We start from the raw sequence: 25,732 nt of genomic DNA, 5'->3' as shown, positions 1-25,732 counted from the left end.
CGGTGTCGTTCTCCACCTTGGGCGCCCAGCGCTCGATGATCGCGCGCGGGGTGCGGAGCTTGTGCCGGTCCTGGTGGGTGACCAGCAGCGCCGCCAGCGCGCGGATGCCGAACTCGTGGCTGGTGAAGCGGCAGAAGCGCCCATCCGAGGGCGGATCGGCAAGCCCCTGCCACTTGTTGGCGGGGACGTGCTCGATGTTCCCCGGGTTCCGGTTTCGGTAGCCTCGCGTGGTCTTGGGATCCATTGCCTTGGGGTCCGGGCTCACGTGCCGATCGCCGGCACGCGGTTCAGCCACACCCGGACGGTGGTGTCCGCGGCGAGCGCGGCCAGGGTGGCGATGCCGACCTGGAAATTGCCGGTCGCGGTGGTGGTGATGCGCCGATTGGTATTGTCCCAGAAGACGCGGGCGCCGGCGGTGATGGCGAGCGCGGGTTCCTTCGTGATGTCGAAGACGCCCTGGGTGGCGGCCTCGATGATGGCGTTCTGCCCGCCGTCGACCGTGGCGACGCCGAACAGCGCCCCGACCAGGACGCCCTGGCCGGAGAGGATGCCGCCCGCATAGGGCACGGCGATGGCCAGGCTGTTGCCCGGCTGGACGTAGTTGCGCATGGAATTGGGGTCTCCAGAAACGCAGAAGGCGTCCCGAAGGACGCCCTCTGCATAGGTTCACGATGGAAGGGGGAGCCGGGATCAGGTGCCCGGGTTGAACCAGGCGCCGCGCCAGTCGATGGCGCCGACGCCGAAGTCGAAGATCACCGAGACCTCGACGCCATCCACGCCCTGGACATTGCCGGTGGTGACCTGCGGTCCCTCGGCGCCGTTCAGATAGCCGTAGACGTAGACGGGGGCCGCGAAGGGATCGGAGAAGAGGTACCAGCGGTTGGCCGGGATCAGCGGCTCGACCAGCGGCTGCACGAAGCCCGCATAGACATTGGCGTTGCTGGTCTGCGTCGCCTGGACCGACACCGTGAGCTGGCGCGCGGCGAGCTCCTGGTTCGGCCCGACCAGGAGGCGCATCTGCGACCCCACCGCGATGGGCAGGCCGTCCAGCGTCCGCTGGCGCATCACCGCCGCACGCCCCAACGCAAGATTGCCCAGGTCGAGCAGCGTGCCGGCGGTGGCCTTGTTCAGCCGCGCGGCGCCGGTGGCAAAGACCGGGGCGGCGCCGGTGACCAGCGTCGGGCCGTCGCCGGTGGCGCTGTTCACCAAGGCATAGGCCGTGGCGTTCTCGAAATCGGCGACGCGCCGGCCGATCATCGAGGCGAAGTCGGTGAAGGCGCCGAGGTCGTCATTGACCAGCATCTGCCGCGTTACACGGATGCGGCGCGCGAAGGTCTGCAGGAACACCAGCTCCTGGCTTTCCGACATGGTGCCGGCCTGGATCTCGCCGTTCTCGGAGAGCGCCACGAGGTTCGGGAAGTCGCCGACGCGCAGGTGGCGGTGCGGCTTGAAATCCCGGAAGTCGCGGCGGAGGAACAGAGTGCGATAGGTCGGCTGCGCCGGTGCATAGGCGGCCAGCAGCATCTTGTTGGCCGCGGCCGAGAGCAGCGCCGGGAAGTCGCTGGTGGTGTGGAAGGCGCGCTCGGCCAGGATGGTCGGGTTGCGCGGCACGTTGCGCTCGCCCCGGGCGCGGAGCAGCTCGCCCATCATGTCGGAGGGGCGCCAGCCCATGAACTCGACGTGGCGGCCGGCGCCGGGGCCCGTGCTGGGCGCCTGGTAGCCGGGCATGGAGCGCGCGGCGAGCGCCTCGGCCATCGCGTCGAGCAGGCTGGCCGGGTCGTCCTGGCCCGGGCCGGTCTCGGGGCGCGCCGGCAGGGAGGGACGCGGCGCGCTCTGGGCGAAGGCGTCCCAGAGGCGACCGCGCAGCACCTCGGGCGAGATGCGGTCGCGGATGGCGGCCTCGCGCATGGCGTCGAGCATGTCGGGGGTCACCAGGCCGCGGGCACCGGCGAGGACCGGCTCATAGGCGGCGATGCGCTCGACCGCGGCGCGGTCCGCCTCGGCGCGAATGGCGTCGAGGTCCGGCGTGGGCGGCGCGGCGCGGGTCGGCTCGGGCGGGGTGGCGGGTGCGGTGGTCACGGGGCTCTCCTGGGGCGGAATGGTGGGCGGCGCAGGCGGCGCCGGCGCGGGATCCGGCGAAGCCGGCGTCGTCTCGGTCATGGTGGGGTCCTCGGTCAGGGCGGGTTCGATGGCGGTGGCCGGAGCGCCCTGCGGCTCCTCGCCACGGATCACGGCCAGGCCGTCCACCGGGACCGGCACGATCGAGATCTCGTAGGGCTCCCAATCCACCGCGCGGTGGATGGTCTGGCCGGTGGCGGCATCGGGCCGGGGCTCGTAGCGATGCACCCGGTAGCCGACGCTGACAGACTGCAGCGTGCCGTCGGCGACGCGCTGCCAGACCGGCTCCACGTCATCGGCGCCGCTGAACTGGAGCGTGGCATAGCCGCGGCCGGCCTCGAGGCGGGCCGTCGTGACACGACCCAGCACATCCCGCGTCCCGGCGCGGCGATGCGTGTCCAGCACCGGGGCGCGGCCGGAGCGCAGCGCATCCATGCGCACCGCCTCGGGCCGCATGTCGAGTTCCTCGATGATGGGACCGAGCGGTGGGACGAAGTTGCGGGCGCGCGCGCCGGTGCTCCACACCACCTCAACGGTGCGCGCGGCGCGATTGACGGTCACGGGGGCCGCCAAGGCGCGGCAGGCGGTGATCGACTGCCCATCGGTGGGAAGTCGATCGGGCGCCGCGTCGGGATCCGGCGCAGGGGTGCCCCCGCCCGGTTCGATCGGTTCGGTCATGTGCGAAAATCCTGGGCTTAGGGCGCCGTGAAGCCCTGGAGGTTGGCGATCACCACCGCGCCCGCCGTCACCGCCTGGATGTTCAGCGCGGCGTTAGCGGTGGTGCGCAGCGGCGTCGGGAAGTCGATGTTGGTGGGGCCGAGGTTCGCCGGCAGCAGCGCGCGCCAGACCGGCGTGGTGCCGTCGCGGACCTGGAACTCCGTCGCCGTGGCGCTCGCATTCTGCACCTGCATCCCCGTGACGTAGCGGCGGATGCCGGCGCCGCCCGCAGCCTGCACCGCGGTGTCGCTACCGGTGGCGATGCCGGCCAGCGGCCCCGCATAGGTCCAGTCCGCCTCGGGGATGGCATAGGGCTTGGTGACGATCGCGCCGATCAGCGTCGCCAACAGGTCGACACCGCGCGCGGTCGTCACCGCCACCGGGTTGGCCGAGTAGCCGGTCGCCGCCAGCACCGGCACGGCACCCGCCGTGTTGCGCGCCTGGCCGCCCACCACGCTGAGCGCGGGGGCCGCGGCGGTGAGCACGTTCACCCCGATCCCCTGGCCGGCCACGGCATTGGCGCGGCCGGCCGTGATGGCGGTGGTGAGCTCGGCATAGTCGGAGATCGAGATGAATTGCAGCCGCAGATCGGTGTTCGACGCCGGCGCCAGGTTGCGGCTGATCGTCGCCCAGCCGGTGTTCACATAGGCGCCGGTGAAGCTCGACCCGATCAGGTCGAAGTTGTTCGCGTCGATCACGGTGATGGTGAAGGTGCCATTCGCCCCCGGCACGCCGGCGACATTGGCCACCGTCACAGAATCCGAGGTCGCGTAGCCATGGGCGGCGCGGGTGATGCGCACCGCGCTGCTGCCGTTGTTGGCCACGGCCGAGATACCGTGGAAGACCTGCCGGTTCCGCACGCGCACCCGGAACCGGTAGAGCGCGGCGGGGTCGGGCAGCTGCTGCTGGCGCGCGTAGGAATTGGCGCGCAGCCCGGTGCCGTCCAGCGCGCGGCCGTGGAAGTAGCATTCGTCGCTGTTGGGCTCCAGCTCCAGCACCGACCAGCCGGCCGGAGCCGTGGTGGGGATGGTGACGCCCGACGCGGTGCCGAGCCGCGGCGCGCCGTCGCTGCCGACCTCGTAATTGGCGAGCGTGGCGCTGATGCCATCCAGGCGCCAGGCGACGACGTTGCGCTCGTCGGGCAGGCCCGTCTCCGGCGTGACGCTGACCAGCTCCAGCCAGGCGGTCTGGCCGGCGATGCGCTGGCTGAGGTTCAGCGCGACCATCGCGCGCAGCGGCAGCATGAAGCTCTGCCGGCTGAGCAGGACCATCTCGTCATCCAGCGTGGTGCCGGTGGAGATCTGCGCGCTGCCATTGGCGATGGTGAGCAGCATGCCGCTGCCGGTGGCGAGCACCTCCCAGCGGGTCGGGTTGATGACGGCGCCCGCGAAATTGTCGCGGAAGCGCCGGCGCATGCTTTTGACCTTGAGCATGTCGTCGGCCCAGTCGTAGCCGCCTGGGATCATGGTGTGGCTCCTGGGGAAGTGGTGGGCGCCTCCGCGCGTGGCAATGCGGCACCGGTGGCGGCGATCTCAATGGCGGCCAGCTGGGCTGCGTCCTGCGCGGCGCCGGACTTGGCGACGCGGCGCGGATCGCTGTCGAGCGAGAGGCCGGCCTCGTCGAGCAGCGCATTGGCCTCGCGGATCATCTCCACCACCTGGCGGAAGTCGTAGCCGAAGGCGCCGACCGCCTCGGGCTGCGGCACGAAGCCGGCGCGGACCTGCGCGATCAGCGCGGTGGTGTCCTTGAGCGGGTCGATCATCTCGTGGGCCGGCGGGACGTGCGATAGGCCCTCAGGCACCTCGGCGCGCCAGAGCCCGAGCAGCGCGCCCTGCGCGTGGAAGCGATCCGCGATCGGCCGCACCAGCATCGGGATCAGCATGCCGTACTGGACCTGCTCGCAGAGCCGGCGGAATTCGATCTTGCCGGCCCGCAGCGAGGAGTAGTTCGCCTGGGTGAGATCGCCGGCGACCTGGTCGTAAGTGAGGCCGGTGCCGACCGCGGACGCCTCCAGCGCACGGCGTGCGAACGCCGCGTGCGACCCGCCGCCGGAGGGATTCACTACCTCCACGGATCCCATGCCGCGGCGATACAGGATCATGCCCGGCTCGAAGCTCTCCACCGTGCGGCCCTGGGCGTCGCGCAGCAGGCCCGACGCCGGGCCGGTCATGGACTCGTCGCCGTCCTCGGAGACCACCGCGGCCAGGCAGGCCTCGATCTTGGCCTTCATGAGGAGCGCGGCCTCGTAGTCGCCGAGATCGCGCAGCCGCGTCAGCACCGGGGCAAGCCAGGAGACGTCACGCAGCTGGCCGGGGCGCCGCTTGCGATAGATGTGCAGCACGTCGCGGGCCGGGACACGCTGGCTGCTCAGCCAGGTGGCACCACCCGGCAGCAGCCAGGACGCGCCGGGATGGACGCGGTGCAGCCAGTACCCGACTGGCTCGCCGGCCTCGCCGAGGCCGATGCCCTGCAGGGTGGGGACGCCCTCGATGACGCCCTGACGTGCCGCGTCGAGGTGGTCGCTCTCCAGCACCTGGAGCCGCAGGCCGATCGGATTGGCCGCCGTGATGTCGGCGGGTAGCAGCCGGACGAAGCATTCGCCGCTCTCCACGACCGCTCGCATGACCAGCGCCTGCAGGCCATAGAGATCGAGCCGCCCCTCCGCGTCACAGGCGGTGCTGTCGGACCAGCGGCGCCAGGCCTCGGCGTGCGGCTTGTCCGGCCAGCGGGTTGTGATGCCGGCGCCCACAGCGTTGCCGGTCCAGAGGTCGACGATGCGCGCTGCGTAGGGGTCGTTGCGGACGGCATCGCGGGCGCGGCGCGCCACGGTGGGGGCCGCGGCGCCAACCTCCGCGGTGGCACTGCCGCCCGAGGCCGCCCAGCTCGAGGCGCGGCTGTCCTGCGCGGCGGCATAGCCACGGAGCGCGTGCCAGGCATCGCGGAGACGGCCCATCACCTGCTGCCCTCGCGGGAGAAGCTGGCGAAGGTCACGCTGGGCCGGCGCGCGGCGGCGTTCTCCGCGGTGTGCAGCACCGACAGGGCGCGGCCGAGTTCGTCCAGGGAGCGGTACTCCACGGTTCGGCCATCGAAGGTCACGCGCGTGGTGCCGCCCGTGAAGGCCGCGGCCAGGACGGCGGCGCGGGTGCCGGCAGGCTGCGCCAACGCCCAGGCGAGGACGGTCGGGTCCATGATCGTCCTCCTCTCAGCGAAGCCAGCCACTGCGCGGCGCCAGCCAGCCCCGCAGGCGCTGGGTGTCGAGCGCCTGTGCCGGCGCGGCCTGCGATGGCGGTGATGGGTCAGCGACATTCCCGGCAGCGGGAATTTCGCTCGCCCGGAGCGGGGCATCGGCGATCTGGTCCCGCAGCTGCTGCCAGAACCGATCGCCGTAGCGATCAGCGCCGAGCAGCCAGAGCGCCGCACGGGCGAGCACGGCGCAGTCCAGCGCCTCGTTCCGTTCCCGCAGCTTGGCCCATTCCTGCCGGGCGAAGCCGCGGCGATCCTTCGTGGTGCGCAGCTGCTCGGCGACCAGCTGCTTGACCCATTCCACCTCGATCGCGCGCGGCAGATGCACCCAGCCCGCTGGCAGCTCCTCCGTGTCGCCGCGCCCCAGCCAGAGCCGGCGATAGAGGTCGGCCTTCCATGTGGAAACCGAGACGGTCCAGAGCTTCAAGCCGCGCCGGAGCTTCTGGCCATTGACCAGCGCATCCACCGGCGTCGGGCCCTGGACGGGCTGGGCGCGGTTCCACCCGTCGATCCCCTTGGTCGGCGCGATGCGCGGATCCCGCAGCCGGCGCAGGTGGCCATAGACTGCCGCCGTGTCCCGACCGCCGGTGTCGACGCAGAGCCGGGCGATGCGCATCGCGCCACCGCCGTGCCGCGGCCAGTCGCGCGCCAGGAGCTTGGCGAGTTCGTCCCAGGGCTCGCGGTCCCGAGGGCTGCCCTGGATCACGACATGGTCGACCAGCCAGGACGAGAAGCCCTCGGCCCAGCCCCAGACGTCGCATTCCAGGCGATCGTCCTGGACGTCGACGCCGGCCGTGAGCACCAGCGCGCCGGTCGGAACCACGCCCATGGCGAAGTCCTCGCGGCGCTCGACGAGCCGCTCCCAATCCGGGGCCTCGCCCTGCTCCTGCCAGGTCTCGCCCAGGACCGTGTTCTTGAAGGTCTTGATATCCTCGGGCTTGCCCTGGGCCGACTCCCAATCCCGGGCGATCTGCTCCCAGGAGAGCCAGCCGACCGGCGAGTAGAGCGCCGAGATATGGAAGCCGATCGTGCGCGGATCCTGGCCCTCCGCCGTCGCGCGCCATTCGCCGTCGCCAAGCATGGCGGTCTTGTCGTGCTCCTGCATGGGATGGTCGCAGGCGCTGCAGTGATACCGAGCCGTCTCCGGGGCGCCTTTCTCCCAGATGAGCCGCTCGAAGCGCAGCCACTGAATCTCGCCGCACGCCGTGCACGGCACGAAGAACCGCCGCTGGTCGGAGGCCAGATACTCCCGCTCGATCCGGCTGCGGCCCGCGATGGTCGGCGTGCTGACCAGGAAGGCCTTGCGTCGCCAGCCGAAGGTGCGGGCGCGGGCTTCGGCGAGCGCGATCGGATCACCCACGCCGGCGACGTCGCCGGGATAGGCGTCCACCTCGTCGAGGAACAGGAACCGCGCCGTCATCGAGCGCAGCCCGACCGCGCTGTTGGCACCGGTCAGCACCAGGATGCCGCCGGGGAATTCCTTCGACAGCATCGTGTTGCCGCTGTCGCGCGCGCGGGCCGGCGCCACCCGTTCCCGCAGCGCCGGCGTTTCCTCCAGCAGCGGGTCGATGCGCTGGCGCGAGAAGCGCTTGGCCAGTTCCACAGTCGGCTGCACCGCCAGCGCGGGTGCCGGCACGTGGTGCATGATGTAGCCGAGCCAGTTGTTGCCGCTTTCCGTGGCGCCGACCTGCGCGCCCTTCATGAACACCACGCGGCGCGCGGGATGCACCGCGGACAGCGCGTCCATCACGTCCTTCAGATATGGCGTGCGACTGGTGCGCCAGGGGCCAGGCTCCGCCGAGGCGCGGCTGCCGAGCATGCGATGGCGCTCGGCCCATTCCGAGACGGTGAGCTGCGGCGGCGGGCGGAGCATGGCGCCGACGCGCCGGCGCACATGCTCACGGCTGCGGAGACCGGTCCCCTCCGAGGCCTGCTGGATCGAAGCGATCGGCCGCCTCCGTCAGCAGGTCGTTGATGTGGCTCTGCAGAATGGTCTGCAGCAAATGTGGGTCGACGCTGATCTCGGCGGCGATCAGGCCGGCGACGCGGGCCGGCCAGTTCAGCAGCGCGTCGCGCATCGTGCTGCCGATCTCGTCGAGTGCGGCATTCGCCTCGGTGACATCAACCAGGCGACGCTTGGTCTCGTCGAGCGAGAGGCGCTGCGCCTCCACCTTCAGGGCGAGCTGCGCGACCTTCAGCCGGGCGAAGGGCGTGCCATCCGCGCCGGCGCTACTGGCCAGCGGCGAGCGGGCGGGATCAGCGGTTTCGATCAGGCGGCGGCGGGTCTTGTCGATATCCCACTGACCGTCCGGCTCGCGGGCGATGCGGCCCGCGCGTTCGGCCTTGTGGATGGCGGTGTCGCTGACGCCGAGGCGACGGGCGGCCTCGCGCGTTGAGGCGGTGAGTTCCGGCATGGCGGCGACCTCCCGCCGCACGTGATGGTCATCACGAACAAGGGCCCGCTACCTGCCGGCGGCGGGCCCTCGACGTGTCCGGCTCCGTGGTCAGGCCGGCAGGTGGTAAATGGTGAAGGAGCCCTTCGCGCCCGTCTTGTTGGGGCCGACCATCCGCTCCCGCGACTTCACCTCGACCGCGTGGCCCTTCTTCTTCAACCCGGCGAAGAAGCCGCGGACTGTGTGCTGCGCCCAGCCCGTCGCCTCGGCGATCTGCGCGACCGTGGCGCCCTCGGGCCGGCGCAGCATGGCGAGCACCTGCTCCTGCTTCGTACCCTCCCGCCGCTTGCGCGGCGCTCCGGCCTCGCGCGGGGCGCGGGCAGGCTTGCCAGCGAGCAGGGTGCGCAGCGCCTCCATCGGGGCATCGAGCGCGGTGATCATGTCCGTGGCGCGGTTGGCCTCGTCGTCCCAGGCGGCGAGCACCGCCGCGGCGGCGTCGCGCAGGCTGGTCCGCGGCGCGGCAGCGCGTGCCGCGAGGGCCTGGTCGAGCAGGGTAATTTCCTCCCGCAGGAGCGCGCCCTGGGCGGCTTCGTCGGCGGCGGCATCCTTCGGCGCGGGCTCCGCGGCCGGCGGCGCCGTGCGCGCCGTGTCGGGCACGCTGCCCTCGATGCCGGAGCAGTCGGGCTCGCCGGCCACCGCGTTGCCCTCGTTGGGGTCGATGCCGATGGCGCGCAGCCCCTCGTCGGTGATGCGCGCCACAATCCAGGTGCCGTCGTCATCCTGCCGCCAGCCCAGCCCGACATGCTCCCGCGGCGCGTTGATCTCGGTCAGCAGGTTGTTCTTGATCAGGCTGCGGAACACCGCGTTGCGCGCCGCGGCCGGCAGGGTCTTCGGCGCGCGAGCCAGTCCCATCTCGTGCTGCGCGGCGGCGCTGAGGATCACGCGCTGGGTATCGGAAAGCTTGGTCATCGTGGTGGTCTCCGGTTCCGGGCGCCGGTCATCGGCCCCTACTGCCGGGAGCCCCGCCGGCGCTGCCGGTCGGGGCTGCGCGGGAGTGGATCGCGTCATTCGGCCCATTCGCCACGCTTCAGGTAGGAGTCCGTCACCCGCGCCAGCAGGCTGTTCCAGTGCTGCAGGCTGGCATGCGCGCCCCAGAGCACCGTGTCGGGATCCGCGCCGAAGTGGTCCGCGCTCATCTGCTGAAGCTCGGCGACCATCGCGTCGAAGCGCGCCTTCTCGGCGAGGAAGGCTTCGAGGCTGCGTTCCTGGTTGCGGGCGGCGCGGGCGGTGCGGTCGGTCATGGTCGTCTCCGTCGTGGTGCAGGGCATCCCCTGCGTGTGACGGACCATTCGCGCTGTGGCGCGCACGAGCCAAGCAAGATGCAGCGTTATCTTGTTGCTATGATTGGGAGTTCTGGATCGACGGATGATCCTCGCAGCTCCCAAGACCAGGCGCCCTGGTGCTGAGCAACCCAGGGGCCATGTCTGCGGCATGAACACGTCCAGCGCCGCGCCCACCACGACCGTCTACTACGATGGCGCGTGCCCGATCTGCTCGCGCGAGATCGGTCAGTACCGCAAGGTCCAAGGCGCGGAACGGCTCGACTTCGTCGACGTCACCGCGTGCGATGCGACTGGTCTCGGTCCTGGTCTGTCGCGCGACGCGGCGCTGGCGCGCATGCATGTCCGGCGCGCCGACGGCAGCCTGGCGTCCGGTGCCGCCGCCTTCGCCGAAATCTGGCAGCAACTCCCGAAGCTCGCATGGGCCGGGCGGCTCGCGGCATCGCCGATGGTGCTTCCCGTCCTGGAAATCGGCTACCGCGTCTTCCTGCGCGTCCGCCGCCTCTGGCGGTGACACCCTACGTCGAGGCGGCAGCCCGGCACGACGCGATGTCCGCGAAGACCCGCTCGTCACCCTCCAGAACCGCGGCTTCGCCGGTCGTCTCCTGCCACCGCCGCACGATCACGTCGGCATAGGCGGGATCGATCTCCAGCAGCACTGCGCGACGTCCCGTGCGCTCCGCCGCGATCATCGTGGTGCCCGACCCGCCGAAGCAGTCCAGCACCGTGTCCCGCGGCTTGCTGCTGTTGCGGATCGCTCGCTCGACCAGCGCCACCGGCTTCATGGTGGGGTGCAGGTCGTTCCGCGCCGGCTTGTCGAAGTGCCAGACATTCCCCTGGTCACGTGCGCCGCACCAGTAGTGCTGCGCGCCTGCCTTCCAGCCGTAGAGCATCGCCTCGAACTGCTGGTGGTAGTCGGCACGGCCAAGCGCGAAGGTGTTCTTCGCCCAGATGATCGTGCTCGACCACTTCCCGCCTGCCTCCTGCCAGACGCGATGCAGCGTTGGCCACTCGGACGAGGACATGCAGACGTAGCAGGCGCCCTTTGTCGCCGAGAGCAGGTTGGCCAGCGCGGGCCGGAGGAACTCTGGAAAGCCGCCGCCGAGCGCGTCATTGGCGATGGTCATCTTGGCCGCGGTGCCGCCCTCATAGGCCACGTTGTAGGGCGGATCGACGAAGCCCATGTCGGCCAGGTGCCCGGCGCCGAGCGCGCGCTGCACGTCGGCCAGCTTCGTCGCGTCGCCACAGAGCAGCCGATGCTCGCCGCAGCGCCAGAGGTCGCCGGCGCGCGTCACTGGCACTACGGGCGGCGGCGGCGCCTCGTCGGCATCATCGCCGAGGCCAGCGTCGGCCGCCGCCAGCAGCCGGTCCAGTTCCATGCCCGAGAAGCCGAGCACGTCCAGGTCGACCACCGCCTCGTCGCGAATGCGGGCGATCTCGGCGGCCAGCAGCGCCTCGTCCCAGCCCGAATTCAGCGCGATCTGGTTGTCGGCCAAGCGTAGCGCCCGCGCCTGCGCCGGGGAGAGATGGCCAAGCCGCAGCAGCGGTACGGAGGCGAGGCCCAGCTGCTTCGCCGCCATGACCCGGCCGTGGCCGGCGATGAGCACGCCCTCGGCGTCGACCAGGACAGGGTTCACGAAGCCGAACTCGGCGATGGAGGCAGCGATCTGGGCCACCTGCGACGGCGAATGCGTGCGGGCATTCTCGGCATAGGGGACCAGCGCCGCGACCGGCAGTGTGGAGACGACGAGGTCAGGCTGCATCGGCAGTGACCTCCGTCCGCGCTGCGGCAACGGCGTCGTAATCGCGGCCATCGTCCGCCAGCGTCACCGGTAGGTTGGGATGCAGCATCCGCCACCGCACCACGGCTAGGTCGACATAGGCAGGCGCGAGCTCGATCGCCCGCACGCGGCGGCCGGTGCGCTGGCCGGCGATGATGGTGGTGCCGGCACCAGCGAATGGCTCGAACACCACGTCGTCGTCGTCGGCATAGGCGCGCATCAGGAAGTCAGGCAGCGCGACGGGGAACACCGCGGGGTGCTCCGTCTCGATGCCGCGGGCCTTGTGCCGTGTGATGCGCAGCACGTTGTCCGGGATCCGAGTCTCCTGGACGCCCTGGCCGGCATGCTGCCATTCGCCGACGGTGCCGTCCTTGGCGCGGAGGCCACCCTTCTCGGAATTGACGTGCCCCGCCCAGCGGCAGGGGATGATCTTGTTGGGGCGGCGGGATTCTCGATTGAAGTGGAACAGGAGCTCGAAGGCGGGCGACAGCCTGCCGTTCCAGTCGCCCGGCAGGCCAGGCCCCTGGTCCCAGGTGTAGAGCCCGAACCGGCGCCAGCCGTGGGCGCGCATCCAGTCCAGCCAGGCAGCCCAATAGGGCTGCCATTCATTGTCGCGATGGATCAGCCCGAGGTTCACCAGCACCTGGCCATCGGGCCGCATGGCCGCGTCGAGGTGCTGGAATACGCCCTGCATCAGGGCATCCCAATCCGTGACGCCGCCGGTGGTGTAGTCCCGCTGGTTTCCATAGGGCGGCGATGTGAACAGCAGCGCGGCGCGGTCCTCGCCCATGACGCGCGCCACGCTGGCGGCGTCGGTGCTGTCGCCGCAGAGCAGGCGATGCTCGCCGAGCAGCCAGAGATCGCCTGGGCGGGTCACGGCCTGGCGCGGCGGCTCCGGATCGGCGTCGGCGGGATCCTCCGCCGGCTCCCCCGCATCCGCCGCGCCTGCCGCACCGCCCCCCTCGGCGGGATCCGCGGACAGAGCCTCGGGCGCGTCGCCGTCGGACACGGCATCTCCAGCCGCCGCGAGGATGTCTGCGAGCTCATCCGCCGAGAAGCCGAGCGCGCCGAGGTCGATCTCCTGCGCCGCCTGCACCGCGGCGAGCGCGTCACGCAGCAGCGCCTGGTCCCAGGTCGCATTCTCCGCGATGCGATTATCCGCGAGCCGTAGCGCGTCCTTCTGCGCCGCGGACAGATGCCGCAGCACGATCACCGGCACCTTGGCCATGCCGATCGCCGTCGCGACCTCGAGCCGGCCATGGCCGGCGATCAGCACGCCGTCCTCGTCCACCAGCAGCGGGTTGGTGAACCCGAAGGCCAGCATGCTGGCCTTGATCTGCTCTAGCTGCGCGGCGCCGTGGACGCGGGCATTGCCGGCATGCGGGCGCAGCTCCGCCACGGGACGCAGCAGGATCTTCGCCGCCATCCAGGGGAGCGTCATGATGCCATCCGGTTTGCAGGTGGTTTGCAGGGCAGCGGCCCGGCGTCGGTTTGCAGCTAACGAGTTGAAGCGGCGGGAGAAGGCTGCAAACCGCAACCCTGATTTATGGCCTGGCGCTAGCGACCTTGCGCGCTTCCGCCCCCCGCATACAGCGGGGCCAGGAAGGACCCTGCGGCTCGAGAGCCACTGTCTCGATTGAGCCGCAGCGTGGCTGTTCAGCCGCGGCGCTCTCGCACCTTCTCTACGTGTCTTGCTTTTAGACTTATCGATTTCGGTGCCGCCATGGGGTGAATTGTAACAGCGTGACCGGGACGATGCAGACCGCCCCGGCCACGCTGCATCACGCTGCCTTCGCCCGCGGTGTGAGGCCGAAGTGCATGGCCAGCGTGCCGAGCGTGCCGACCAGGATGCCCTGGCCGACCGGGCCATGCACTGTCCGTCCCGCCCAGCCCTGACGCATCGACCATTCGCGCACCGAGAACTCCAAGCCGACGACGAACCATGCGCAGGAACCGCAGGGGCTTTCATGTCCACCGAGCAGATCGAGCGCCGCCGCAACACGGCGCCGGGCCTCAATTTGCATGGTGGAGAGCGTGTCGACGCGCGAGCCAGGGATGCGCAGGAGCTGCGACGTCGACATGCTGTCGAAGCAGGCAGCGCGGAACAGCCCGCGGAAAATCTCACCCGCTTCGTGCATCTGCGCCGTGATGCTGCCACTGGCCAGCATCATGCCGAGCGTGTCTACGGCGCGGCGATGCTGCACGGGCGTGCCGGTTTCGGGATCGGCAGCGCGGATCGGACCCGAGAACGCGCCATGCTGCAGCCGCCACTTCGAGGGCTTCGCCAGGTCGTCCTGCTTCGCCTTCGATGCCTTGGTCTTGCGCTTACCGGCCATGGTGGTTCTCCCCGTTGCGACGCCCCCAGCGCCGATTGGCTTCGTTGGTGATGGCCTGACGGAGCCAGTCGTCCGTGATCTCGGCGACAGGCAGCGCGGCCACGCCATGCCGATGCCAGGCGGCGGCGCGCATGGCGTTCACCTCGCTGTCGTTGGTCGGGCTACGCGTCCCGCGGTCGAGGCACGAGCGGGGCGGCAGCGGTCCGCCGTACATGCTCATGCGCCGCCTCCCGTGGGGTCGGTGGCCCAGAGCAGAAGGGCGATGGCATCCGCCTCGTTGTCGTCGGCCGGCGCGAAGCCGCGAGCCTGGATGGCGGCGACCATCTTCGCCTTGTCGGCGTTGCCCCTGCCGGTGGCGTAGCGCTTGATCGTGCCGACCGGAACGCCCTCGTAGGGGACGTCGTGCTCCTCGCACCAGGCGGAGAGCATGCCGAGGAAGCCGCCGTAGATGTGCGCCGCATCGGTGCCGGCATGGGCGCGGACTTCCTCGAACACGATCCGCGCCACGCCGCCGGACAGAGCGGCGACCTCGGCCAGCCAGCCGCGGAAGCGCAGGAAGCGCATCCCGCCGCCTTCGAACCTGGTCGGCTTGAAGGTCATGGTCCCCGAGGTGATGCCGCCATCACACGACCGCAGGGCCCATCCGGTGGTGGTGCCGAGATCCAGGGCGAGCACGGCGTGGTGCGCCAGGCTGATCGCGGGCGAGAGGGCGATGGGCGGGCCGCTTGCATGCGCGGCGGGCATGGTGAGAGTCGCAACTGCCATGGTGGTCTCCGAGAGGGGATGATCCTGGTGAGGGCGGCGACGGCGCGGTTCTTGGCGGAGCTCGCCGTCGCTGCCCGGCATCGGGTGGGGTGGCCCCAGCGGGGGCGGCCCACGCGCCCAGCCCGGTCGCCCGAGGTGTGGTGTGCGCGCGCCGATGAGGCGCGCACGCACACCCCCGTAGGGGGTGGGAGCAACACCTAACTCCTCCACCGGGTACAACCCATTGATCCGGAATGGAAAAAGAGGAGTTAGGTGCGAAGCGGGAGGAGTTAGGGACCTAACTCCTCTGTCCTCCCAAGCCGTTGATTTCATGGCGTTGTTTTCGGAGAGGAGTGAGGAGTTAGGCCTAACTCCTCAGGAGTTAGGTCGTCCAAGACGCCTTCCGGGTAGACCCAGACCTCCGGATTTTCGACGTCCAGGCAGTTGCCGGATTGGGGGCATTTGAAGTGGCTGGGCAGGACGCGGCGGGCGCTGGTGGTCACCTCACCAGTCTGCGGATCCACGGTTTCGACCTCGGGGCCGAAGGTCATGCCCTCCACGCAGAGGTACCCGAACCGCGACCGAACGACGCCAAGGCCGAATTCGGTGCCGTCACGGCGGAACTTCACGAAGCCCTTCGTGGCGAGCACGCTCAACCGCTCGCGGATCGTGTGCTTGCTGCCGAGCCCAATCTTGTTCTCGAATTTCTCAGCCAGTTGCATGGTCGAATAGAGCCGGCCTTCAGCTGCCTCATCGAGCAGGATGCCGAGGATCACATCCTGCTTGCGCAGCCGTTCGGCATCGAGCTTGCGTCCGATGTCCTGCCTGACCAGGCGCTCGCCGCGGCGATCGAATTCCACCCAGCGGCCCGCGATTTTGTCGACCAGCATCGGCTCGAGGCCGGGGCCGTTGCGGAGCTCGACATGCAACTCGCGCTCCGTCTGCTCCTCATCGGGGCGGAACAGGATGGCGCCCGAAGTGTAGTAGCCGCGCAGCGCGCTGGCGCCGGAGAGCGACAGGAAGGGATCGTCCTTCACCTGCTGCTTGCTGAGCTTCTTCGTGTGGTGGGCGAGGATAATGCCCGCCTCGGGGGCGACCTGGTCGCGCAGCGCCTCCACGCGGCTCTGCAGGAAGAACATCATCGCGCCGTTGTCGTTCTCCCCTTCGCCCGCGGGTCCGCCATCGAAGAGGTTGCGGATGGGGTCGATGCAGATGATGTCGGGCGGCGCGTCGGGGAATGCGGTACGGATGGCCGCGGCCACGAGGGGCACGCCCTGGTCGTCGAGCAGCATGCGCAGCTTCGGGGTGACAACGAGGGTGTCGCGGGCGCGGGCCACGATCGCGGCGTCGAGCCGGAGCTGCTGCAGCCGCTCGCGCAGGTAGTGGTACTGGATCTCCGCCTGCAGATAGAACACCCGCAGCGGGCGCGGTGCCGTGAAGCGCAGAAAGGGTGCGCCGGCGGCGGCGTGCACCAGCAGGCTGATCAGGAAGTCGGATTTGCCGACCTTGGGCGCGCCGCCAAGGACCAGCATCCCGCCCGGGGTCAGCAGGCGCGGCCCGATCAGGTCGTCCGGCATGGGCGAGGTGTCGTCCAGCAGCGCGCCGAGCGTGTGCGCGGGGATGGCGCCGGGCGGCGGCGCCGCGGCACGGAGCAGGGGCGGCCCGTTGCGGTCGACGTGTAGGGCCCAGATCGCATCGGCCTCGACCTTGAGGCGGTCCAGCGGCCATGCCGGACGGAGGCAGGCGGCGTTGTATTGGCAGATCGCCTCCCAGCCCTCGTCGCCGGTGACGCGGCCCTCGTGGACCATGCGGACGAAGTGACCGATGGCCGCGCTGGCGCCCTGGAAGCGGGTCCAGGCGTCCTTGCTGCCCTCGCGCACTGGCGTGGTGAGGACGGCATCGAGCCCTGGGCGGGTGGCGCCAGGGGAGGCGGACGGCGCCGTGAGACCCGGCATGGTCGGCATGGCCGCCACCGCCGCGGCGAAGTCGGGGAGCTCCACCTCGACCCTGGGGCGGTGCTCCCGGATGGTAACGCGCCGCTGCACGCCATGCTTCTGGTGGACGGTGCCGGGCACGCGGATCGGCTGATGGGCAGATCGGAAGTGCAGGTCGCCACCGACCTTCTCCGCGATCTCGCCGCGCAGCGCGCAGACCCGCGCCAGATCCTCGCCCTCGGCCGGCTCGGTGAGCCGCCACCAGGCGTGCAGCTTGGCGGCGCCCTCGGCGGTGCGGCCGCCGCTTTCGACCAGGAGGGTGGGCGCGCCCAGGTGGTGGACCAGATGCGCCAGCTTGGCGGCGATGTCGCCGGCGTCGAGATCGACCAACACAGTCTGCATCTGCAGCACATGTTCGGCGCGGGCCTGACCCTGCTCGGCGACAGTGCCGGGGATGACATAGACGGCGCTGCCCTCGCGCGCTGCCCAGGTGGCGTAAGCGCTGAGGGACGCGGCGGCGTGCCGATCGGCCGGCACCCAGATGTTGTGCGGCTTGGTGTCGAGGCCCTGGCCCTGGTCGACGAAGCCGCGGACCGGGATCAGCCCGTCGCAATAGCCGAACACCACGTCGAGGAAGGCGGCGATCTGCTCGATGTCCGGCGCCATGGATCCAACGGCCGCCGGCATCGGCTGCCCAGCACCGGGAAGTCGATCGAGGGCGACCTGCCCACTGGCGGGAAGTTCGCTCACGCAGTCATCCGGCAGCGGCGCGGCATCGTTGAAGTCGCCCCATGCTGTCATGCAGGCAGCGCCCAGCAGCGCTTGGCCCAGGGGCAGAAGCGACACTCGAAATGGTCGGCCTGGGCTGCAATCCGAGGCAGCAATTCGCCGGCATCCGTCGCGGCCAGGATGCGCACCGCCCGATCGGACATGCGCTGCGCCAGTTCCGCGTTGAACGGCACCAGCTCATGATGCAGCTCCGCCGTGTCCTTGTTGATCGCGGTGAACAGCGCCGGATTGTCGGCCACGCCCGGGACGCTGGCGTCCATGTATGCCTGGTAGACCGCAATCTGCGCCGCATAGATCGGCTTGGCCACGCCGACGCCCTTGCTGGACGTCTCGCGCCAGGCCTTGGCGTTCATGGTCTTGCATTCCCACAGCGCCGGGAACGCCATGCCGGGGATGATCGGGCCGCCAGCGAAGACGCCATCGACATGGCCGCGGATGCGACCACCGGCGACCGAGAAGCCGAACTGCTCGCCGTGCTCGCCACCACCGCGGCGGGTGTAGAGATCGAAGCCGGCGGCGCGCAGCCAAGCGACGGCCACGTTCTCCAGCGCGTGGCCGATCCCGAAGATGCGCAGCAGCCGTCCGTCGAAGTCGGCGCCCTCATCCTTTGGGGCCTTCACGAACTCGAATTGCAGCGCCCGCTCGCAGGCATGGCCGAGGCGCGACCCACCCAGGTAGCTGCGCGGCAGCGTCGCCTGATTGGAGGCGACCAGCGCGGCGTCGATCGCGGTGTTCACGTGCGCGGAGGTCTGGCTGCGGCTGTTGAAGTCGAGCATCAGAAGGGCACCTCCGCAGCCGCGTCCTGCCGGGCGATCGCCTGCATCGCCTCCTGGAAGCCGCCGACGGCGACCTCGATCAGCGTCAGCACCTGCGCCTCGCTGAGCTCCTGGAAGCGGGTGCCCCAGCCGATCTCGGCCATCGTCTCCGCGACACGGCGCATGGCGGCGCGCATCGCGGTCTTCTCCTGCTCTGTGAGGTCAACCATGGCGGACGACCTCCCCGCCAAGTGCGACCAGAAGCCCTGGCAGGCGATGCAGCAGAAGCAGACCGAGGGCCGCGGCTTCTTCCGCGGCGCCGGGTCGAACCAGCCAAAGCCACGCGCCGGGCGGGAACAGACGGCGCAGGGCGGTTCTGGGGAGCGGGCCATAGATCATGCGGCCTGCCCCAGCGCCGCGGGCTGGGCGCTGCGCACGAGATGCTGGATGGCCTGGCGGTTGAACTTGAAGGTCAGCAGCGCCGACGCCTGGTACCGGGTCATGCCGAGATCGGCCCGGACTGCCGGCGGCAGGTGGACCAGTTGGCGCTCGGTCGGCGGCTCGCGCAGCCAGCGCCGGCTCTTGTGGGCGCTCTCGTCCGTCTCGTAGGCGTTCAGCCAATCGTCCGCCGCGGCGAGCGCCACCAGCCGCTCCCCGATGGACAGCAGGCGGGGCCGCTCCTCCTTGGCGCCGCCGACCGCGTGCCAGGCGCCGTTCAGGAAGAAGATGCCCGCCCAGCCGTTGAACCCATTGGCCAGCAGGGCGGCGTCATCGCCGAACAGGTCGCACCACTGGAAGGCAGAGCGCCGGAGGAGATCGATCTCCGTCATGATGAAGTCAGTGAGCGGCGCCGTCTCGCGCTCGCGGGGTTCGAAGGCGTGGCCGCAGATGGGGCACTCCATCACTGCGATCGGCACTTCGGCCTCGCAGGAGGGGCAGGTCTTGGTGGGCGGTTCACCCTCGCCGGGTTCGCTGTCGAGATCGACATCCTGCTCCAGGCAGCCATGGATCTGCGAGGAGGTACCGAAGTCCAGCACGATGCAGTCGCGCTTGACGATGCCGGGATGCTCGGTGGGATTCACGGTGCGCAGCCCGCGGCCGACCATCTGGATCATCGTGCACTTGAAGGAACTGGGTCGCAGCAGCACGACGCAGGAGGTGGGGGGATGGTCCCACCCCTCGGTCAGCACCGCGACATTCACGACGATGCGCGCCTCGGCCCGGGCGTAGGCGGCCAGGACCGACCGCCGCTCCCCATCCGGCATGTCGCCGGTGACCATGACGGTGGGGACGCCGGCAGAGTTGAAGGCGGCGGCGACGTGCTCGGCGTGTGCGACCGTCGAGCAGAACGCCACGGTTTGGCGGCCGCCGGCCTTCTCCTGCCAATGCTTCACCACGGCGTCGGTGACCGGCACCGTGTCCATCACGCGGGCAACTTCGCCCATATCGAAGTCGTCGCCGCTGCGCCTCACGGCCCGGAGCTCATCCTGCACGCCGACATCAATGATGAAGGTGCGCGGCGGCACCAGGTGGCCGGAGGCGATCAGCTCGCCAAGCCGGATCTGGTCGGCGACGTTCGAGAAGACCTGCCGCAGCCCGACCTTGTCGCCGCGGTTCGGCGTGGCGGTGACACCATAGATCCGGCAGTCGGGGTTGCGGTCGAGGGCGCGATCGATGATGCGGCGATAGCTGTCCGCGACGGCATGGTGCGCCTCGTCGATCACCAGCAGGTCCAGGGCCGGCATCGCCTCCAGGTTCGCCGGGCGCGTCAGCGTCGGCACCATGGCGAAGGTGACCTGGCCGCCCCAGGATTTCTGGCCGGCATCCACAACCGAGGTGGAGATACCGGGATTCACGCGGCGGAACTTCGCCAGGTTCTGCGCCGTCAGCTCATCCCGATGCGCGAGGACCGCGGCCTTGGCGGCGCTGCTGCCGATATGCTCGCCCACCGCCGCCGACAGCATGATGGTCTTGCCGGCGCCGGTCGGGGCGACGCCGAGCGTGTTGCCGTGCTGACCGAGCGCACGAAGGCTGCGCTCGACGAAGAGTTTCTGGCGGGGGCGGAGCATCATGCTGGTGCGGCCCTCCCTCAGCGTGCCCAGGCGGGACGCGGGTCGGCGCCGGCAGCGGCGGGTTGGGCGGCGGGGAAGGCGCCCTGGTAAATGGCCGGTGCGGCGGGCGGCGCATAGGCCTGGGCCGGTGGCGCATAAGCCGCCGGCGCCACCTGCCGCCCCATCACCTGGGCGTAGTCCCGATGGTCCGGCGTCACCGCCATGCGGATTTCGTTCTTCGTCTCGCCGCCGGCATCGGTGCCGTGCTCGATCTTCGCCACGAACTCAAGGCCATCGAGATCCGCGAAACCGCCAATGCGGCGCGCTGCCTGCGCTTGGGGCGAGACATCTTTGTCGGAGATGCCGCGCGCGGAGTTCAGCATTCCACGCAGGAAACTGCGGCCCATCCCCGCCCATTCCGGCCCCTTCGGACTGTGGAGGCCGATCAGCGTGAAGATCTTCCGTTTCGCGTACGGCCCCTCCAGCACGGTGAACTCGCCATTGAGATAGACGGCGCCGGTGCTGCCGCGCGTGGCGTAGCCACCGGTCCAGCCCTGGCTCGGATCGTCGAAGCCGCCGGGGCGGATGGTGAGGCGGACCTTCGCGAGCGTCCCCTTGGGGATCAGGTTCGGGTTGGACTGGGCGTCGTTGTAGTCGTTCCAGGCAGCCATGGTGATTCTGCTCCGATCAGGTGTTGGGGGTGGGGGCGGGCAGCGCGATCGACGGCGCGCCGTGCGCGTCGATCGGCGGCGATGGGCTGCGGATTTTCTGGAAGAGCTGCCCGAGATGCGGCGGCTCCAGCATGTCGAGCCGGCCGCTGCGATCCTTCGCGGGATAGCCCCAGGGGTTCAGCGTCTGGCAGACCAGGCCGCGGAAGGATGCGACCGCAGGCTGGCCGGGTGCGACGTCCGGCTTGATCTCGGCCAGCGTCATGACCTGATCGACGATGCCGGGCAGCTCGAGGCCGGTCTTGCTGCCGTCGATCTGTGGCACGAAGACGCGGCGATTGAAGTCGTCCAGCTTCTCGTCGAGGATTCCGACGAAGATCACGTTGCGGCCGCGCGCATGCTGCAGGTGCGTGAGCCAGGCGATCATCTCGCGGCCATGCAGCCCATAGGCGCCGCGGATGTCGGGCTTGCCGGTCTTCTCCGAATGCGCCTCCGGCTGGCCGCGGCACCACTGGAAGCAGAGCCGACCGGCGACTGTGATGCTGTCCACGAAGATCGTGGCGAATCCGTCCATGCGCGCCGGATCGCCATAGACCTGCAGGACGCGCGCATACTGCGCGGCGGAATAGGGCTGGTCGTCGCGCAGCGCGGGGTTGGGGCCGGCCAGGAACAGCGCGAGGTCGCGGCATTCCTCCCAGGTGCGCGGACGGATGGATGCGCCACGCCAGTGCTGCACGGCGAGATCGCCCGCCTCCAGATCGATGAAGAGCGTGCTGCCCTCATCGAGCGTCAGGAGGAGGTAGGTTTTGCCGATGCCGCTCTTGCCGAAGATCACGGCCTTGATGCCGCGCGCCTCAGCCTGCCGCTCGTCGGCGGTGATGATGCGCAGTGCCATCAGCGGCCTCCCCGCAGCGGAATGACGCCGGCGCCATGCGGGCTGTCGCGCAGCGCCGTCTCGGACATGATGGCGAGGCGGTAGGTGGCGCGGCCGGTGCGGACTGTGCGGGCCGGCTCGAATGCCTGGCGGATGCGATCGGGCCAGGCGGTGTAGGCCCGCTCGGATACCTTGAAGCTGACCTCGACGTACTGGCCGGGATCCTCGCCGCCAGCGCGGATCTGCTCGGACAGCGCGGCGAGCCGCGTCTGATCCCATTCCACCTTCTTCGGCAGATCGACCGCGATCTCCACGGCGCCGTCCTGGAAGCGGACCGTGCCGGTGTCCTTGCCGGCAGCGGCACGGGCGCCGATGGCGCGCTGCTCGTAGCGGAGCGCGATCGCCGCCTCGATCCAGTCCTGCATGCGCTTGGCGGCTTCCAGCGCCTCGCGCGCATCGGTCTGCAGCAGCGCCAGATGCTCGGCGGGGAGCGCGATGACGTCGCTCACCGGCATGTGGCGCAGCGCTTCGAGGGTCGGGCGGTTGGTGCGGAGCGCGTCCATCACGCGGCCTCCGCGAGCTGCATCGGCAGGATGGCGGAGGAGGCGCGGCGCGGGCGACGGCGGGCGACGAGGATGTAGTCGTAGTCCTCGTAGCCGTGGCGGCGCTGCACGATGTCGGCAAGGCCGAGCTCGGCCAGCTTCCAGGCGCGGGCCGCCAGGCGCTGCAGCGCGGTGCGCTCCGGCTCGGGCAGGCACTGCAACTGCGGGCAGACCTGCCGGGCGAGCGCGCCGCGGTGGTAGGTGATGCTGTCGCCGGGAGCCGCGGCGCCGAGCCAGGTGCAGAGGGAAGCCTCGGTGAGAGGCGCCACCACTGCGCGGATGTCGGTGATGCTGGTGTCCATGATAGCCATTACTCATCCACCTCCAAATCCGTATCAGGCGGCGGAGGGGATGCCGGCGGCGAGCAGCCGCAGGCGGATTTCCCGGATGCGGCGATAGATGCGCATGCGCGGCATCGTCTTCTGCTCGCCGAACTCGTGCGGCGTGTGCTCGCTGAGCGCTGCGCAGAGCGGGTAGTCCTCGGGGGCGATTGCGCCGGCCGCGCGCTCCAGGTCGAGGCGGCGTTCCAGCGCGCCGATGGCGTCGGTGGACTGGCCGCACCACGCGCCGTATCCATCCGCCTCCGCGATGGTGTCGCCCAGCGTCAGGCCTTCGGTGTTGGGAACGGCATCGTCGAGGGAGCGCGGATGGCGGGCAGCGCGCTGGCGACGGGCTTTGCCGGCGATCAGTGCGGCAGCATTCCGGATGCAGACCCGAGCGAAGGCGCCGAACTCGCCCTTCGCGGGGTCGTAGGCAGGAAGACGGGTCAGAAGATCGACAAGAAGATCCTGGCGGAAGTCTTCGCGATCCTCAGGCGGCAGGCCGAGGCTGCGGCACAGGGCCGAGGCTGCAACGCCGGCGAGATGGTGGGCCGGAGCGAGGTCGGGGAGATTGGGGCGGGAAGCCATCGGTGGTCCTTTCCATCGAGTTGATGGGCGGACCGTGCCGTTCGCGGGGGGGATTCAACCTGTGTGGAAGCTATCCGAACCTATGTGGAAGCTACTCTGCTCGTGCGTCCGAGCGTCGAAACCAGATGCGGTCAGCTGGCAGCCGAAGCTCGTACCCTACACCGCGAACGGTCCGGATGAGCGCGTCCGAGGCTTTCTCTTCCGGTGACGCTGCTGCCGCAATGACCTTCTTGATGGCCGAGATGACCAGTGTCACCTGCTCGTCTCTCGGCTCCTCGCCATGGGTCGAGTATCTGGCGAGAACATCCAGGATCGCACCCCTCGAAACGATGGGATCGCGGTCGGCAGCCGCACCGGCGAGTTCTCGCAGGGCGTGGAATTCACGGGGGGTCAGCGAAAGCTCGCTGCCCCGAAAGGCCGCAACCGAGCGAATCTCGTCGATCTGCAGAGCATCCTCGCGCGGAGCCGCATCCTGTCCGCTGACAAGATCGTCGAGCAGCATTCGGAAAGGTGCGGGCAGGGCGCCAGCTATGCGCTCGGCGACGGGGCTGATGGTGACGCCGAGTGGCTGAATCAAACGAAGCGTCTCGGGACTGAGGAAGCGCAATGTCGGTGTCATGATGATCACGCGACCCGCACCATGGCGTGCCTTGATGGCCGACAAGGTGTCCAGCGCATTCCGGTCGGACAGGAGTCGTACCAGGTAGACGCCGCACGGGTACGGTTTGGCCGGGACGGCACCGATGCGCACAACCCGTGCGTCCAGCAGTTCCAAAGGCGGACCCGTGATCCCGCTGTCCCGGCGGATTGCGACCGCCGTCGCGCGAAAGTCGATGTCGAGCGAACGCGCATGCAGATCATCTTGGACGACGGTGAGGTAGGGCTCGCCATCGACAAACTCGACATCCGCTGCGTCCGCCTCGTCCAGCGGTGGACGCCAGGCCAGGATGCCCACTTGGCGGAGGTGATCTCGAAGCGGCTCCCACCCTACGCAGGCTGCGGCGGGCAGCGCGCGGATGGGATGCAGATCAATCTGCTGCAGCAGCGAGGCGAGCAGGGTCGTCATCCATCAGAAATCCGTTGAGCCGAAGGTGCTCGAAAATCCGGGCCTCGAGCAGATGGTCGCGAAAGGAGACTGTGTTGGGCACCTTGATCGCGACCGTGACGTCGCGTCGCTCCCCGTCGATTTCGAAGCGCAGCCGCATCTTCAGCCCCGATACCCTCAAGGTCGAGAGATCGATGTCTGGACACACGCGCTCAACCCGGGACACGGAATTCAGGGTGTCGGTCATGCGGAGGCTCCACGGGGAACCTCCGCGGCCGCCTTTGCCTGCTTGCCCCTCATCGATCTCGATCTCGACGACCTTGACGCTTTTCAGATCGTCGTCCCAGTCGTTCTCGAACTTCCAGGTGGTGCCCTTCTTTTCGATGGGCGCCAGATGGTAAAGTTGATCGCTCTTCGGGCCAGAGAAAAAGTCGGGATCGTCGAGGAGATGTTCGGCGAATAGGTGCACCAGCTTCAGGCGCTCGACCTTGGCGCGCGCCGCCACCTTAATCAGCCCTGTCTCTGGCTCGAAGCAAATGGCGTCTGCTGTGATCTCGCGCACAGGACGCGTCGTCTGCCGGCCGCCCTCCTCCACGGGAAGGATCACGGCGTTCATGCCGTGCTCAACCAGCAGATTGATGTGCGTGGACTCTGGGTACCAGTAGACGTCGCAGATTCGCCCCTGGTAGCGCCGCGCGAAGTATTCCCGGCAGGCGGCTTTGAAGGCTTCCCGTGCCGACTCGTCCTCGTGCCGCGGCACCACTCCTTTCCTGGCTCCGATCAGCCTGAGGGGGGATGATGCGAAAAACGCGTGCCGATGGACCGCTCGCTGAAAGATGTCGCGGTGGTGCAGGTAGGCGATCAGCGCGAGATGGCGCGCGGTCAGGCGTTTCCGATCGTCGGCGGGTGCCGGTTCGGCCTCCTCGGCCAGCCGCACGCCGCGTTCGTCGGCGATCTCCTGAAGCGCCCGCGCTCCATTCGGTGTCGAAAGAGTCAGTATTGAGTGAAGCGCATCCAACAATACATCGGGGAACTCGTCACCGCGCTCCCGGAATAGGTGAAAGAGGGCATCCCGCTGGGCAGATTCGTCTTCAGGAAGCTCAAGCCATTTAAAGGCCATGTCTGGCTCATGTGGCGCCAGGAGTTCTTGAAGGAGGCCAAGGTCGACCGTCTGCATGAACAGGCGGTTCACGAAGTTTCGGACGTTTTTGGCCAAGCGAGGCTCCGATTGATGATTCGTAATCTTTCTATCGGAGGTTGTGAGCGCGGCGCAACGGTCACGTGATACGGATTCTGGCCTTGCCGAGTAATGGCCTGGGATGAGCCTTCCCGCATCCGGCCCGATGAACCCGCAGCTTCCGCCGCACCTTCGGGAGGTCTGCTCGATCCTGGCCGTCGGTCTGGTGCGGCTGCGCAGCCGCGATGCCGAGGACG

The 25,732-nt window shown here is 69.6% G+C and carries 26 protein-coding genes and 1 pseudogene; 1 reads left to right on the top strand and 26 read right to left on the bottom strand.

What is annotated here, in order from left to right; translation table 11 throughout:
• From BM041_RS28405 to BM041_RS28360, 10 genes and pseudogenes are all read right to left on the bottom strand, one after another.
• Positions 1–244 (bottom strand): annotated as a pseudogene (locus BM041_RS28405) (structural protein); the annotation flags it as partial.
• 17 nt (positions 245–261) lie between these two features.
• Positions 262–609: a DUF2190 family protein gene (locus tag BM041_RS28400; RefSeq protein WP_092963297.1), complete on the bottom strand. Its 348-nt coding sequence runs from the start codon at positions 607–609 to the stop codon at positions 262–264.
• A gap of 81 nt (positions 610–690) precedes the next feature.
• On the bottom strand, positions 691–2,796 hold the full coding sequence (locus tag BM041_RS28395; RefSeq protein WP_092963296.1) for a prohead protease/major capsid protein fusion protein: 2,106 nt from the start codon (positions 2,794–2,796) through the stop codon (positions 691–693).
• Between the two features lie 17 nt (positions 2,797–2,813).
• Entirely contained in the window at positions 2,814–4,301 is a 1,488-nt protein-coding gene (locus BM041_RS28390; protein ID WP_092963295.1) for a hypothetical protein, read from the bottom strand.
• Entirely contained in the window at positions 4,298–5,788 is a 1,491-nt protein-coding gene (locus tag BM041_RS28385) for a phage portal protein (RefSeq protein ID WP_092963294.1), read from the bottom strand. The genes BM041_RS28390 and BM041_RS28385 overlap by 4 nt, the downstream gene beginning before the upstream one ends.
• Positions 5,788–6,024: a phage head-tail joining protein gene (locus BM041_RS28380; RefSeq protein WP_092963293.1), complete on the bottom strand. Its 237-nt coding sequence runs from the start codon at positions 6,022–6,024 to the stop codon at positions 5,788–5,790. The genes BM041_RS28385 and BM041_RS28380 overlap by 1 nt, the downstream gene beginning before the upstream one ends.
• 13 nt (positions 6,025–6,037) lie before the next feature.
• Positions 6,038–7,951, bottom strand: coding sequence for a phage terminase large subunit family protein (locus BM041_RS28375; protein WP_092963292.1), 1,914 nt, complete (start codon positions 7,949–7,951; stop codon positions 6,038–6,040).
• 25 nt (positions 7,952–7,976) lie between these two features.
• Positions 7,977–8,492: a MerR family transcriptional regulator gene (locus BM041_RS28370; RefSeq protein ID WP_092963303.1), complete on the bottom strand. Its 516-nt coding sequence runs from the start codon at positions 8,490–8,492 to the stop codon at positions 7,977–7,979.
• A 90-nt stretch (positions 8,493–8,582) separates the two neighbouring features.
• Complete coding sequence (locus BM041_RS31655; protein WP_245762304.1) at positions 8,583–9,440, bottom strand: DUF3489 domain-containing protein; 858 nt, start codon at positions 9,438–9,440, stop codon at positions 8,583–8,585.
• Between the two features lie 95 nt (positions 9,441–9,535).
• The gene (locus tag BM041_RS28360; RefSeq protein WP_092963301.1) at positions 9,536–9,772 is read right to left on the bottom strand and encodes a hypothetical protein; all 237 of its coding nucleotides are present in this window, start codon (positions 9,770–9,772) and stop codon (positions 9,536–9,538) included.
• A gap of 190 nt (positions 9,773–9,962) precedes the next feature.
• On the opposite strand from BM041_RS28360, the gene BM041_RS28355 reads away from it, so the two are divergent.
• On the top strand, positions 9,963–10,325 hold the full coding sequence (locus tag BM041_RS28355; RefSeq protein WP_092963291.1) for a thiol-disulfide oxidoreductase DCC family protein: 363 nt from the start codon (positions 9,963–9,965) through the stop codon (positions 10,323–10,325).
• 4 nt (positions 10,326–10,329) lie between these two features.
• Here BM041_RS28355 and BM041_RS28350 read toward each other — a convergent pair whose 3' ends face one another.
• The 16 genes from BM041_RS28350 to BM041_RS28275 form a co-directional block, all read right to left on the bottom strand.
• Positions 10,330–11,574, bottom strand: coding sequence for a site-specific DNA-methyltransferase (locus tag BM041_RS28350; RefSeq protein ID WP_092963290.1), 1,245 nt, complete (start codon positions 11,572–11,574; stop codon positions 10,330–10,332).
• Positions 11,564–13,033, bottom strand: coding sequence for a site-specific DNA-methyltransferase (locus tag BM041_RS28345; RefSeq protein ID WP_092963289.1), 1,470 nt, complete (start codon positions 13,031–13,033; stop codon positions 11,564–11,566). Before BM041_RS28345 ends, BM041_RS28350 begins: the two co-directional genes overlap by 11 nt.
• 340 nt (positions 13,034–13,373) lie before the next feature.
• A complete protein-coding gene (locus BM041_RS28340; RefSeq protein WP_092963288.1) occupies positions 13,374–13,928 on the bottom strand; it encodes a hypothetical protein in 555 nt (184 codons plus the stop codon).
• Positions 13,918–14,148 (bottom strand): hypothetical protein, encoded by a 231-nt coding sequence (locus BM041_RS28335; RefSeq protein WP_092963287.1) that lies wholly within the window; start codon positions 14,146–14,148, stop codon positions 13,918–13,920. The genes BM041_RS28340 and BM041_RS28335 overlap by 11 nt, the downstream gene beginning before the upstream one ends.
• Positions 14,145–14,693, bottom strand: a complete 549-nt coding sequence (locus BM041_RS28330) for a crossover junction endodeoxyribonuclease RuvC (protein ID WP_092963286.1) — start codon at positions 14,691–14,693, stop codon at positions 14,145–14,147. Before BM041_RS28330 ends, BM041_RS28335 begins: the two co-directional genes overlap by 4 nt.
• A 308-nt stretch (positions 14,694–15,001) precedes the next feature.
• Positions 15,002–17,407: an AAA family ATPase gene (locus BM041_RS28325; RefSeq protein ID WP_092963300.1), complete on the bottom strand. Its 2,406-nt coding sequence runs from the start codon at positions 17,405–17,407 to the stop codon at positions 15,002–15,004.
• Positions 17,404–18,171 carry a hypothetical protein gene (locus BM041_RS28320; RefSeq protein WP_092963285.1) on the bottom strand — a complete coding sequence of 256 codons (768 nt, stop codon included), beginning with the start codon at positions 18,169–18,171 and terminating at the stop codon, positions 17,404–17,406. Before BM041_RS28320 ends, BM041_RS28325 begins: the two co-directional genes overlap by 4 nt.
• Positions 18,171–18,380, bottom strand: coding sequence for a DUF6511 domain-containing protein (locus tag BM041_RS31650; protein WP_092963284.1), 210 nt, complete (start codon positions 18,378–18,380; stop codon positions 18,171–18,173). Before BM041_RS31650 ends, BM041_RS28320 begins: the two co-directional genes overlap by 1 nt.
• A gap of 165 nt (positions 18,381–18,545) precedes the next feature.
• Positions 18,546–20,222 (bottom strand): DEAD/DEAH box helicase, encoded by a 1,677-nt coding sequence (locus BM041_RS28310; protein ID WP_092963283.1) that lies wholly within the window; start codon positions 20,220–20,222, stop codon positions 18,546–18,548.
• Positions 20,223–20,239: 17 nt separating this feature from the next.
• The gene (locus tag BM041_RS28305) at positions 20,240–20,872 is read right to left on the bottom strand and encodes a hypothetical protein (RefSeq protein WP_092963282.1); all 633 of its coding nucleotides are present in this window, start codon (positions 20,870–20,872) and stop codon (positions 20,240–20,242) included.
• A 16-nt stretch (positions 20,873–20,888) separates the two neighbouring features.
• Complete coding sequence (locus tag BM041_RS28300) at positions 20,889–21,764, bottom strand: ATP-binding protein (protein WP_092963281.1); 876 nt, start codon at positions 21,762–21,764, stop codon at positions 20,889–20,891.
• Complete coding sequence (locus tag BM041_RS28295; protein WP_092963280.1) at positions 21,764–22,306, bottom strand: hypothetical protein; 543 nt, start codon at positions 22,304–22,306, stop codon at positions 21,764–21,766. Before BM041_RS28295 ends, BM041_RS28300 begins: the two co-directional genes overlap by 1 nt.
• On the bottom strand, positions 22,306–22,647 hold the full coding sequence (locus BM041_RS28290; RefSeq protein ID WP_139226221.1) for a hypothetical protein: 342 nt from the start codon (positions 22,645–22,647) through the stop codon (positions 22,306–22,308). The genes BM041_RS28295 and BM041_RS28290 overlap by 1 nt, the downstream gene beginning before the upstream one ends.
• Before the next feature lie 33 nt (positions 22,648–22,680).
• Positions 22,681–23,253: a sigma factor gene (locus tag BM041_RS28285; RefSeq protein ID WP_092963278.1), complete on the bottom strand. Its 573-nt coding sequence runs from the start codon at positions 23,251–23,253 to the stop codon at positions 22,681–22,683.
• A 91-nt stretch (positions 23,254–23,344) separates the two neighbouring features.
• Complete coding sequence (locus tag BM041_RS28280) at positions 23,345–24,319, bottom strand: winged helix-turn-helix domain-containing protein (RefSeq protein ID WP_092963277.1); 975 nt, start codon at positions 24,317–24,319, stop codon at positions 23,345–23,347.
• The gene (locus BM041_RS28275) at positions 24,282–25,490 is read right to left on the bottom strand and encodes a hypothetical protein (protein ID WP_175534228.1); all 1,209 of its coding nucleotides are present in this window, start codon (positions 25,488–25,490) and stop codon (positions 24,282–24,284) included. Before BM041_RS28275 ends, BM041_RS28280 begins: the two co-directional genes overlap by 38 nt.
• Positions 25,491–25,732 lie beyond the last annotated feature (242 nt).

This window comes from Falsiroseomonas stagni DSM 19981 (genome assembly GCF_900114315.1).
In the GTDB taxonomy this organism is placed as follows: domain Bacteria; phylum Pseudomonadota; class Alphaproteobacteria; order Acetobacterales; family Acetobacteraceae; genus Falsiroseomonas; species Falsiroseomonas stagni.
This window is presented reverse-complemented; position numbering and strand designations above follow the sequence as displayed.